Origin of the sequence: uncultured Cyclobacterium sp. (assembly GCF_963976465.1) — a bacterium.
GTDB lineage: Bacteria > Bacteroidota > Bacteroidia > Cytophagales > Cyclobacteriaceae > Cyclobacterium.
This window is the reverse complement of record NZ_CAXBOC010000134.1, coordinates 1-11,445: the sequence shown is the minus strand read 5'-3', so window position 1 is coordinate 11,445 and position 11,445 is coordinate 1. Positions and strand designations below refer to the sequence as shown.

Annotated in this window: 10 protein-coding genes; 6 read left to right on the top strand and 4 right to left on the bottom strand. The window is 37.5% G+C overall.

Annotated elements, in window-relative coordinates:
* Window positions 1-548, top strand: a 548-nt coding sequence (locus AAC037_RS09505; protein ID WP_339902770.1) for a DUF4249 family protein, incomplete at its 5' end; no start/stop codon positions are given.
* A 71-nt stretch (window positions 549-619) separates the two neighbouring features.
* Here AAC037_RS09505 and AAC037_RS09500 read toward each other — a convergent pair.
* Window positions 620-1,456 (bottom strand): SDR family NAD(P)-dependent oxidoreductase, encoded by an 837-nt coding sequence (locus tag AAC037_RS09500; protein ID WP_339902769.1) that lies wholly within the window; start codon window positions 1,454-1,456, stop codon window positions 620-622.
* A gap of 284 nt (window positions 1,457-1,740) precedes the next feature.
* Here AAC037_RS09500 and AAC037_RS09495 point away from each other — a divergent pair, with 284 nt between their 5' ends.
* Genes AAC037_RS09495 through fucP form a run of 4 tightly spaced genes read left to right on the top strand, consistent with a single transcriptional unit; the run spans window position 1,741 to window position 5,912 of the window.
* On the top strand, window positions 1,741-2,562 hold the full coding sequence (locus tag AAC037_RS09495) for a 1-acyl-sn-glycerol-3-phosphate acyltransferase (protein ID WP_339902768.1): 822 nt from the start codon (window positions 1,741-1,743) through the stop codon (window positions 2,560-2,562).
* A gap of 5 nt (window positions 2,563-2,567) precedes the next feature.
* Window positions 2,568-3,527 (top strand): GNAT family N-acetyltransferase, encoded by a 960-nt coding sequence (locus AAC037_RS09490; RefSeq protein WP_339902767.1) that lies wholly within the window; start codon window positions 2,568-2,570, stop codon window positions 3,525-3,527.
* 27 nt (window positions 3,528-3,554) lie between these two features.
* On the top strand, window positions 3,555-4,589 hold the full coding sequence (locus AAC037_RS09485) for an aldo/keto reductase (RefSeq protein ID WP_339902766.1): 1,035 nt from the start codon (window positions 3,555-3,557) through the stop codon (window positions 4,587-4,589).
* Window positions 4,590-4,613: 24 nt separating this feature from the next.
* The gene (gene fucP, locus AAC037_RS09480) at window positions 4,614-5,912 is read left to right on the top strand and encodes an L-fucose:H+ symporter permease (RefSeq protein ID WP_339902765.1); all 1,299 of its coding nucleotides are present in this window, start codon (window positions 4,614-4,616) and stop codon (window positions 5,910-5,912) included.
* Between the two features lie 205 nt (window positions 5,913-6,117).
* Here fucP and uxaC read toward each other — a convergent pair whose 3' ends face one another.
* Window positions 6,118-7,545 carry a glucuronate isomerase gene (uxaC, locus tag AAC037_RS09475; RefSeq protein ID WP_339902764.1) on the bottom strand — a complete coding sequence of 476 codons (1,428 nt, stop codon included), beginning with the start codon at window positions 7,543-7,545 and terminating at the stop codon, window positions 6,118-6,120.
* Window positions 7,546-7,785: 240 nt separating this feature from the next.
* Between uxaC and AAC037_RS09470 the strand changes: the two genes are divergently transcribed.
* A complete protein-coding gene (locus AAC037_RS09470; RefSeq protein ID WP_339902763.1) occupies window positions 7,786-8,682 on the top strand; it encodes a sugar phosphate isomerase/epimerase family protein in 897 nt (298 codons plus the stop codon).
* A gap of 125 nt (window positions 8,683-8,807) precedes the next feature.
* On the opposite strand, the gene AAC037_RS09465 is transcribed toward AAC037_RS09470, so the two are convergent.
* The gene (locus tag AAC037_RS09465) at window positions 8,808-10,193 is read right to left on the bottom strand and encodes a DUF1080 domain-containing protein (RefSeq protein ID WP_339902762.1); all 1,386 of its coding nucleotides are present in this window, start codon (window positions 10,191-10,193) and stop codon (window positions 8,808-8,810) included.
* A 382-nt stretch (window positions 10,194-10,575) separates the two neighbouring features.
* Window positions 10,576-11,403, bottom strand: coding sequence for a universal stress protein (locus tag AAC037_RS09460; RefSeq protein WP_339902761.1), 828 nt, complete (start codon window positions 11,401-11,403; stop codon window positions 10,576-10,578).
* Between the last annotated feature and the right edge of the window lie 42 nt (window positions 11,404-11,445).

The window sequence follows — 11,445 nt, the reverse complement described above, 5'->3', positions numbered from 1 at the left end:
GGCAATCAGCCATTCCCGGGCACAATTATACCCTGAAAGTAATAATTGATGAAAATGAATACATTAGTGAAGGATTGACCCAAGAGCCCCCCGTTTTAGATAGCATTACCTATGTGTATGAGAAAGAAAGTTTTTTCTCCGAAGAGGGGTATTATTTGACAGTTTATGGTAAAATTCCTTTTGAAGACGGTAATTATTACCGCTTGCTCCTTACAAAAAATGATTCATTATTGAATGATAGAGGGGATTATTTTCTGTTTGATGACACCTTTGGGACTAATGTATTGAACAATGGATTTGAATTGAACGGTTTTGCTTTTGAGGAAAATGATAAAGTCAAACTTCAATTGATTCGGTTGAATGAGAATGCCTATAACTATTTGAATCAATTTGTTTCATTACTCTTTAATGATGGTGGACTTTTTAGCCCTCCTCCTGAGAATCCTGAATCGAACATTCAGACAGTCAATGGAGAAGGGCAGGTTTTGGGGTACTTTATGACAGGGTCAATTATTTCAAAAACAATAAGCATTGAGGCTCCGGAATAATTATTACCGGAATAGCCTACAAAAGGAAGACTAGGTGTTAATCCTGTTAATGGGAGAAAGTCTTTTTATGACTATTTATTTTCCAAAAATGGCTGTATTTGGGCTATACTGTATTGCCAAAGGAGGTCTCTTAGCTTTTTAGAGGAGGCATCCTTTTTGGCTTTAGCCAATTTTCTTTTTTTATAATACCCTCCATTGCTCAAGGAATGCATTTGGGCAGAAGCCAGGTATATTCCGGTTTGAGCTCCTTTTTTAGGACCAATCATAAAAGGTTTTGCCAAGAATAGGAGGAATTTAAATATCCCTTTGCTTTGGGTACCGAAGTTGGTGTTGACCACCCCGGGGTGTAAGGCATAGGCCTCTATTTTTTTGTCACTGAATTTCTCTGCTAGGGATTTTGTGAAGAGTAGGTTGTATAGCTTTACATTGGCGTAAGCCTTAAAAGATGAAAAGTCGTTTTTTAATTCTAGATCATTCTGATTGATGTTGGCCGCTTTATGGGCCTCAGAGCTAACATTGATAATTTTTGCGCCATTGCCGGAAATTAAAAGAGGTAAGGTTAGGTAGGTGAGGAGGAAGTGGCCCAGATGATTGACACAGAAAGTGAGTTCGTGTCCATCTGTCGTGATCGATTTTTCAGGAAAGATACCCCCGGCATTATTGATTAAAACGTCCAATTGGTCTGTTTTATGAGATAAAGTTGAGGCGGCATTTGCCACAGAGCTTAAGTCAGAAAGATCGCAATAAATCACGCTGATTTTTTCCTGGTGGGAGGGCAGGGATTGGATAAGGTCTTTTGCTTTACCTTCGTCTCTTACCAAAAGAAACATTTGTTCACATAGTGGGGCTAGGGCTTTAACTTTTTCTTTCCCTATGCCTGAGGTGGCTCCTGTTATTGCGATTTTCATTGGCTTGTGATGGGCTAAGTTGGGTTGTTTTAAATATTGAAAAGTTAAAGGTTTAATTAAGGATAATTTAATGGCAATTAAAAGTGCCGAATGGAAAAATCAAGGATTAGATTGATAAATCAATTGAAACTGATAAATTAATTTCTGTATTTTTGTTGTACCTTATATTCAAAAAAGCACTGATTCAAAAAATCTTTCACCAATTTTAAGTTTACTGGTCTGTACATCAGTTGAATATCAGTAGGGATGGGTATTGGTCAATTAATCATTAAAAATATTTTCAAGTGACAAAGAAAAAATTCATTGAGATAGAGAAAGTAATTGGGAATAAAAATCCAGGTTTATTAAAGTGGATTCCCGGCTTTTTACTCTCCTATATCAAAAGAATTGCTCATGAAACAGAAATTAATGAGATTATGGAAAAGCATGCCGGATTGAGGGAATTGGCTTTTGTAAATGCCTTGATAGACGAGTTCGGTATGGAAATAGAAGTAAAGAATGAATCCAATATACCAATAACCGGAAATGTTATCTTTGCTTCCAATCATCCATTAGGAGGTTTGGATGGTATTGTCCTGATGCATGTGCTTGGTAAATTCAGAAAGGATCTGAGGTTTTTGGTTAATGATGTTTTGATGAACATCCCTAATTTCGGTAAATTATTTGTGCCAGTAAATAAGCATGGAGGGCATGGAAAAAGAGGTGTTGAGGTTATAGAAGCTACTTATGCCTCCGAAAATGGCGTCATTATCTTTCCTGCAGGGTTGGTTTCCCGAAAGCAGGAGGACGGCATCAAGGACTTGGAATGGAAAAAAAGCTTTGTCAACAAAGCGAAGAAGTATAAGAAAGATGTTGTTCCTATCTATATAGAAGGTAGAAATTCATCATTTTTTTATAATTTGGCCAATCTTAGGAAAAGGTTGGGAGTAAAGGCCAATGTTGAAATGTTTTATTTGGCGGACGAAATGTTTGGTCAAAAAAACAAAAAAATTGTTGTCCATATAGGAAAACCGATTTCTTACAAGTATTTTGATGCTTCTAAAACGGATAGATATTGGGCAGAGGAAGTTAAAAAAATAGTATACAATATTGTCCAGAACAAGTAGGATTTATGCAAGACATTATCAACCCGATTGAAAGGGATGCCATAAAAAAGGAATTGACACCCGATCGATTTTTAAGATATGTGAACAATGGGGAAAATGAAATATATTTGGTTAATCAACATAATGCGCCTAATGTATTGAAAGAGATTGGGCGATTACGTGAGGTGTCATTTCGAGCTGCCGGAGGTGGTACGGGATTACCCTTGGATATAGATGAAAATGATACTTGCGAAAAATGTTACGATCAATTGATCGCATGGAACCCCTTAGATGAAGAGATTATTGCAGGGTACAGGTTGATTAAATGTTCTGATGCGGGGTATACTGAAGAAGGTTCAGTGAATCTTTCCACAGCCCATCTTTTTAATTTTTCGGATTCCTTTATTAAGGATTATCTTCCATATACCATTGAACTGGGCCGGTCTTTCGTTCAGCCTAAATACCAGCCAAGTGTTGACAACAGGAGAGGGATTTTTTCTTTGGACAATTTGTGGGATGGTTTGGGAGCGGTTGTAATGATCAATCCGGATGTTAAATATCTTTTCGGTAAAGTAACCATGTATCCCCATTATAACGCAGAGGCTAGGGATTTATTAATTTATTTTATGAATCATTATTTCCCGGACAATGACAAGTTAATAGTACCAATTACTTCATTGGATTATAAAACTGACGAAAGCAATTTTAGAGGGACCTTTGATGGATTGTCCTACAAGGAGGGGTATAAGGTACTTAACTCCAAGGTACGAAGTTTAGGAGAAAATATTCCTCCACTGATCAATACATACATGAACCTCTCTTCCACAATGAAAACTTTTGGGACTGCAATGAATTATGAGTTTGGAGCTGTGGAAGAAACGGGAATACTCATTACCATATCTGATATATACGAGTCAAAAAAACACAGGCATCTAGAGACTTTTGCCAGAGATCGTTTTTATGGGATTAAAAAAAACGAAAAATAAAATGCTAGTCCTAGAATCTCGTTTGAAATGAATACAAGGCCATTTGGTAAAACAGGCTTAGAATTTCCATCAATCATTTTTGGAAGTAGTGCTCTAGGGAACCTCTTTAAATCCTATACAAAAGCAGAAAAGAAGCAAATATTAAAAGAGGCATTTGAACAAACGCACCCTTTTACAGTATTTGATACTGCCGGGAAATATGGAGCCGGCTTGGCTTTGGAAGTGCTGGGAGAATTTTTAGTAGAAGAAGCTATACCCAAGAAAAATGTCATTATCACCAATAAACTTGGCTGGAAGAGAGTTCCTCTTACCACACCGGAACCTCTTTTTGAGCCTAACATTTGGAAGGGGATAAAAAATGATGCCGTTCAGAAAATAAGTTACGATGGAATTCTTGAGTGTTTCGAGAAAGACAATGCTCTCTTACAGGGCTATGTACCACAGCTGATTTCCCTTCACGACCCCGATGAGTTTTTGGATAAAGCCAGTTCTGAAGAAGAAAAGGAGGCCTTATGGGAAGATGTCTTGGGAGCGATTAGAGCAATGAAGGAGTTGAAAGAACAAGGCAAAGTTAAGGGGATTGGGGTTGGCGCTAAAGATTGGAAAATCATCAAAGAGGTTTATCAGCGTGTTCCACTGGACTATGTAATGATTGCCAATAGTCTTTCTTTGATCAATCATCCTCCTGAATTGATGGATTTTGTAGGTTTGTTGAGGAATGAGGGGGTTGGAATAATTCTAGCAGCCATTTTTCAATCCGGGTTTTTAACAGGAGAAGATTTTTTTGATTACAAAAGGCTAGACCCTGATGATGTTGAAGACCAAAAAAAGATACAATGGAGGAACAAGTTTTTTGAAGTCTGTGAAGCGTATAAGGTGGACCCATTTCATGCTTGCATTCAATTTTCTTTATCTATCCCGGGGGTGACAAGTATTGCGCTTAGTGTAAACAAACCAGAATTGGTAAAGAAAAATTTGATTGCCTCCGAAACTTCATTGCCTTTAGCATTTTGGAAGGAATTAAAAGATAAATCCTTAATTTCATGTTTCCCTAATATTTAAAAATCTAAATAACCTAAATCACCAATGAGTCAAACAATAAACCCAGCCAAGGCAGAATTAATTTCAAAGAAGAATTTTTGGCCATTCCTATTGCTTACAGGATTGTTTATGTTGTGGGGTGTAGCCCACAATATGACTGATACATTACTTGCCGCTTTTAAGAGGATCATGAGCATGACTGATTTCCAGACCTCATGGATTCAGTTGGCTTTCTATGGATCTTATTTTTGCTTGGCCTTGCCCGCAGCTATATTTATTAGAAAGTACTCTTATAAATCAGGTATTCTTTTAGGCTTAGGACTTTTTGCTTTAGGGTCACTGTTATTTTATCCTGCTGGAATGATGATGTCTTATGGGTTCTTCTTGCTTGCCTTATATGTACTAGCCGGGGGACTTTCTATTTTGGAAACAGCAGCTAATCCCTATATTTTGGTGATTGGACCTCCTGAAACAGCCACTCAAAGGCTTAATTTGGCACAGTCATTTAACCCCATTGGTTCTGTTATTGGAGTTTTTCTAAGTAAAGTATTTATTCTCTCTAAACTCAATACTGCCGAGGCCACAGACCGGACCAATATGGCACCTGAAGAACTAGAAGCCATCCAGGCAGATGAGCTTGCAGGCGTGGTAAGCACCTACGTTGGAGTGGCTTTGTTTCTGATTGTCGTTTGGTTTATTATCAGGGCTGTAAAGATGCCTGTTGCTTCTGAAGAAACAGAAAAAGATGGGGTAATTGGGGGATTTAGAAGGCTCTTGAAAAATAAGAATTACGTTAGAGGCGTAATGGCACAATTCTTTTATGTAGGGGCTCAAATAGGAGTTTGGTCTTTTACCATCAGGTATGTAATGGCTGAACTTAATGTGATGGAAAGTGGGGCTTCGGATTATTATTTAATTTCTTTGGTGCTTTTTGCCGGTAGTCGTTTTCTATTCACCTTTTTGATGAAGTTTTTTAAACCTTCAATTTTATTGGCACTCTCTTCGCTTTTAGCCATACTTTTGAGTTTCGTAGTAATTTATGGAACTGGAATGATGGCTGTAATTGCACTGGTTCTAATATCTGTATGCATGTCACTTATGTTTCCAACCATATATGGTTTGGCTGCTGAAGGTTTGGGTAATGATACCAAACTAGGTGGTTCAGGACTGATTATGGCCATATTAGGAGGTGCATTAATCACTGCTGTACAAGGTCAGGTTTCTGATATCAGCGGCAGCATTGGCCTTTCTTATTATGTACCCATGTTTTGTTTTGGGGTAGTAATGTATTTTGGGCTTTCGCATTATTTTCAAGATCCCAGTAAAAATACAGAAGCGGCTTAATGCTTAATGGTGTTTTAGGGGCATGTTGTTCCGCTAAATATTTATAAAAAAAGCTGATCAAATAAAAAGCTCCATGCTAAGTGAATAGCATGGAGCTTTTTTATGGGATGAATAAAATTGTACTGGAAGATTTATTCAATTCCTCCTTGATTTTGGATAGAGAATCTATTGTATAAATTGGACTGAATAAACCTCTTGATGGCTATTAATAGAAACCAAAATAATTTCTGGCATTTCGGTAACAAATATCCTCAACCATTTTTCCCAACCACTCTTCATCGGCAGGTAGCTCGCCATTGCTTACATCTTGGCCAATTAGGTTACAAAGGATTCTTCTGAAGTACTCATGTCGTGGGAAGGATAAAAAGCTTCTGCTATCTGTAAGCATGCCTACAAAGCAACTGAGGATTCCCATATTTGATAGGGTGTTGATTTGTTTTTCCATGCCATCTTTTTGGTCCAGGTACCACCATCCGGAGCCAAACTGAACTTTGCCTTTGATAGAGCCATCATTAAAATTCCCAACCATGGTGGCCATTACTTCATTGTCTGCCGGATTAAGGTTGTATAAAATGGTTTTTGACAATTGATCTGTACTATCCAGATTATTAAGAAATTTGGCCAAAGCTACACTTTGTGAAAAATCTCCAATGGAATCAAATCCGGTGTCAGGGCCTAGTATTCTGAGCATTCTTTCGTTGGTGTTCCGGAGAGCGCCAAGGTGATATTGTTGGGTCCAGCTTTTGGCATGGTACATCTTGCTAAGCGCTGTGAGGGTTTTAAATTTGAAATACCTTATTTCGTCAGGTTGGAGATTTTCACCTTTCTTGATGGTGGAAAATAAGGTGTCTATCGAATATTTTTCATTGTCAAAAAAATACAATTGCTCAAGTCCATGGTCTGATAGTCTACCTCCATTTTCATGGAAATATGCGACGCGATTTTCTAAAGCCGCCAAAAGATCTTCATAGGTTTCGATGGTCAGGCTGCTAGCATTTGCTAACTTTTCCAGGTAGGCAATGTATGCGCTGGGGTTTTCTACCGCATAAGCTTTATCCGGTCTGAATGTAGGAAGTAATTTTATTGAGATATTTTCAGCTTTGGCCATTTGATGGTATTCAAGGCTGTCAATTGGGTCATCCGTTGTACATACTACTTCCACGTTCATTTTTGATAATAAGCCTCTGGTGCTGAATTCTTTTTGTTGCAGAAGATCGGTAGTAGTGTTATAGATTTCTGAGGCCGAACTTTCATTTAGCAGTTTCTCTACACCAAAATAACCTTTCAATTCAAGATGAGTCCAGTGATACAAAGGGTTTCTCATTGTCTGAGGAACAATTTTTGCCCAATTTTCAAATTTTTCCTGGTCACTGGAGTCTCCTGTGATGTATTTTTCATCGACACCTAATGTTCTCATGGCGCGCCATTTATAATGGTCTCCCTCTAACCAGATCGTAGACATATTGTTGAACTGTCGATCCAAAGCGATGTCTTTGGGAGAAAGGTGACAATGGTAATCAATGATTGGCATTTTCTTCGCATAATCATGATATAACCTTTTGGAAAAATCATTTTTTAGAAGAAAATCATCAGTTAGGAAAGTGTTATTAGAAGGTTTTACTGTGTCTTGCATTATCTATTCTTTTAATCTAATAGTAATATTAAAAATTTATTTTTGCTTATTCCAGACTTTTGAGTGATTTAGCCAATCGATTGCATAAATAAAAATTGCCTGTATATCCATGAGGTTCCTTTTTTGTTGGTTATCTTGAAGATTAAACGATTGTATAGTCTATTTTTGTTTTCATTAACGATAAAAAATAATGTTAAAATTAATTTTGTCAATAGTTTATAATTTAATCATTTAATAAATATGAGCCAAAAACCAAGAAGAAGTTTTTTGAAAAAAGGCTTAGGGTTGACAGCTTTACCTTTATTTGGTTTTGCATCAAAGGCTGTATCCCCTATGGTGGAAGATAAAAATATTAAGCTTAGTTTAAATGCCTATTCTTTCAACGCGTTTTTGAGAGACAAGACTCTTTCCCTTGATGGGTTGTTTAATTTCTGCGCAGAAAATGCCATTCCTGCCATTGATTTAACAGCCTACTATATTAAGGCTTACCCTGAGGTTCCTGAGGATAGGGAGCTTTATAATATCAAGAAAAAAGCACACTACAAAGGTTTGGATATAAGTGGTACAGGGGTTAGAAACGATTTCACTTTAGAAAATGTGGTGCAAAGGAAAAAAGAAATTCAGCATGTAAAAGACTGGATTTTGGCGGCTTCAAAAATGGGAGCTCCGGTACTGCGTGTTTTTGCAGGGAAGGCGAAGGCTCAGGGGGGCGAATGGAAAAAGTTAGCTGATGGAGTGATTGAAGCAATGCAGGAATGTGCTGCGTTTGGAGCTGAGAATGGGGTGATAGTGGCCATGCAAAATCACAATGATTTCATACAGTCCGCTGATCAAGTGAATTATATCATGGAGAATGTGAATGAAGAGTGGTTTGGTTTGGTACTGGATGTGGGGAGTTATTCATTAAAAGACCCTTATGATGAAATAAGCGAAAATATTCACCATGCTGTCAATTGGCAGATCAAAGAAAATATTAATCATTTTGGAGAGCAAAAACCTGTGGATTTAAAACGGTTGATGAAAATTATCAAGAGGAGTGATTACAATGGTTACTTACCCATTGAAACTTTAGGGCCGGGGGATCCCTATAAAAAAGTGAAACATTTTCTTAAAGCAGTAAGGAAATCCATGGGGTGAAATTTATCTATAAAATGATACGTTTAGCAATACCCAAATAAAGAATCAGGCAATCAGGTTACAATCCGTAAGGATTGGATAAAAAAAAGGTAAGCCGATCGGCCTACCTTTTTTTAGGAATTATTTTACTTTAATTCCTTAAGTTTAATGTTTTTGTAGTGAACTTCATTACCATGATCTTGAAGGAGTATATGCCCTTGTTCAGCTTCTCCAAAATTATCCCATTTGGCATATTTACTTTCAGCAACCAAGGCCCTGAACTCATCAGATCCCCTGGTGTATTCAACCACTTTAAGTCCATTGATGTAATGCTCAACTTTGTTGTCAGGATATACAATCAGACGTCCTTTGTTCCATTCCCCAATTGGACGTACAAAGCGGGATTGTTTGTCAGCCTTAATTAAGTCATACAAGGAAGCCAATGTCCGGTTGCCATCCTTGCCTTTTTTGGCATCAGGGTGTCTCTCATCATCAAGTACCTGGTATTCTAAACCAATTGCAGATCCAGTATTGTTTTCATTTAGTGTTACAAAATATTTTACACCACTGTTGGCACCTTCAGTAATCTTGAAATCAAAAGCCAAATCAAATGCACTGTATTGGTCTTCGGTAACTATGTCGCCTGCATTGGCAGATTCTTCACCGTCAGAAGCTTCTATCGTAAGTACGCCATCATTGATTGTCCAACCTTTTTCAGGGAAATTCTCTGCTTTGGCACTTCTCCATCCATTGCTGGTTTTGCCGTCAAAAAGCAGTTTCCATCCATTCTCCTTCTCGTAAGAAGTTAAAGTGTTGTCAATGGTACTGACCACAAATATTTCATTTTCAAAAGGTGTGGGCGTTAGATTCTCAGTTTGTATACGGATATTTCTAAAGTAAGTCTTTTTACCTGCATTCTCCGGGTTTTTACCTATTCCGTGAACCTGTAAAGCAATGAAACCGGTGGCGTCCATATCATCTACCAAATAGGCAACTTCTTGTCCGTTCACCCAGGTCTTAAGCGTATTTCCAATAAACTCAATTCTATAAGTATTGAACTCACCTAATTTAAAAGCACTTCTTGCTTCAGGGTTATAAGTCAATGGATATAACCAACCTCTTCTGGCTTCGTCATAAACACCGCCAGACCAAGCCCTTTCTTTTGGGTCACATTCTACTTGGTAACCAAAAACTCTACCTGCGCCATCGTTCGCATCCGGATTGTATTGACCTCTTGCCATTACTCCTGAGTTGCTTGATTCATCATCCACTCGGATGTCTAATTCTAATATAAAATCCCCGTAAGTCTTGTCAGTTACTAGAAAAGAATTCGGTGTGTTTGGGACAGAAGTACCGACGATTACTCCGTCTACTACTTCAAATTCGGCAACCCCATCCAGCTGGTGCCAGCCATTTAAGGTTTCTCCGTCAAATAAATTTGTCCATCCGTCTTCCGTTTCTGCCGTCTTTTGCCCACAAGAGGCCATGAAGAAAATAGACAAGACAAAGAAACTTAAAATTTGTTTGTTCATGATATAGGTTATTTTTATTGTGAATTCCAATTTTCCTTTAAGCTACTAAAGTATACAAGGGACGTAAAGATAAACATTATCTTATAAAAATATAATTTATAGGCAATCGATTGCAAGCCTAAAAATTAACGGTTAAAGTACATTTAACAAAATCTTGATAGGATATTTGAAAATGTACAGAAGGGTAGAGGGTTTGGAACCGGTGTTTTTTATTAAGAAGGCCGACAATGATGATTAAAACTTTGCCTTGCTACCTTATTATCTGATAAAGCATTGTTCAAATTAAGTTCTATAAGTTTAATAAAACGATGAAATCTTTTTGTTGAACCAATTAAGTTGAAACTTAGTGAGAATAAATCGGATTGAGGTTTGGTGACTTTAACTACTCGAATTTTACGCTCAATACTGGGATCTCTGATTTATACAATACGGTATCAGTAACTCCAATTTGGTATGCTGAATTGGATTTTCGAAGGTTAGAAGCGATGGCGATAATCCCGGCTTTTTCTTTTTCTGCAAAGGCGATTATCCCTTTTTCAACTTCTTCATGGTTGTAGATATCACGATGGATTAATAGTTCTTCCTGACCATATGCGTATTCGCTCATACGTTTTTCTGCTTTGCCTGTGTCCAGAAAATTTTTCGGGGTATTGACAAAAAGAAAATAAACAACCGTTCGAATGCTTTTAATAAAAGGTTTTAACTTAATAAATGCCGGTTTGCTACTTTTATTAAAAAGAGAAGCAAAAACCAGTTTTTTCATGGCCCTACCATCTACAATGTTTTTAACTGCCAAAACTGGGCAATGGGCATTCCTAAAAACTTTTTGGGTAGTAGATCCTACAAATTTTCCGGGCTCCCGGTTTTTGCCGTAAGCACCGATAACAATTAAATCAGCATTTTGCTTTAGAGCTATATCAACAAGGACCTGATAAGGAACACCTACTTCCACTACAGCTTCTACAGGAGTATTTTTGATTTTATGAGTAGATACAAATGCTTTTAATTTATCCTTGGCCTCAGCTTCCAAGTCTATTATTTCTTGGTTTTTAATCTTCTCTGATTCCGAGAGATTTGCCCAATCCAGATCAGACTGAATTACGTTCAAACAAGTAATCGTGGCATCACCTTTACTTGCGATTTTCGCAGCGCTATAAAAGGCGTTTTCTGAATAGCGTGAAAAGTCAATAGGTACAATAATACGTTTCATGGTTATTTTGTTCTAAATACTACATACTTTGTGGCTGGTGGT

Coding starts and splice junctions, on each gene's coding strand:
- AAC037_RS09500 (WP_339902769.1), bottom strand. CDS start 1,456: ATGAAAATCGCAATAACAGGAGCCACCTCAGGCATAGGGAAAGAAAAA.
- AAC037_RS09490 (WP_339902767.1), top strand. CDS start 2,568: ATGCAAGACATTATCAACCCGATTGAAAGGGATGCCATAAAAAAGGAA.
- AAC037_RS09485 (WP_339902766.1), top strand. CDS start 3,555: ATGAATACAAGGCCATTTGGTAAAACAGGCTTAGAATTTCCATCAATC.
- fucP (WP_339902765.1), top strand. CDS start 4,614: ATGAGTCAAACAATAAACCCAGCCAAGGCAGAATTAATTTCAAAGAAG.
- uxaC (WP_339902764.1), bottom strand. CDS start 7,545: ATGCAAGACACAGTAAAACCTTCTAATAACACTTTCCTAACTGATGAT.
- AAC037_RS09470 (WP_339902763.1), top strand. CDS start 7,786: ATGAGCCAAAAACCAAGAAGAAGTTTTTTGAAAAAAGGCTTAGGGTTG.
- AAC037_RS09465 (WP_339902762.1), bottom strand. CDS start 10,193: ATGAACAAACAAATTTTAAGTTTCTTTGTCTTGTCTATTTTCTTCATG.
- AAC037_RS09460 (WP_339902761.1), bottom strand. CDS start 11,403: ATGAAACGTATTATTGTACCTATTGACTTTTCACGCTATTCAGAAAAC.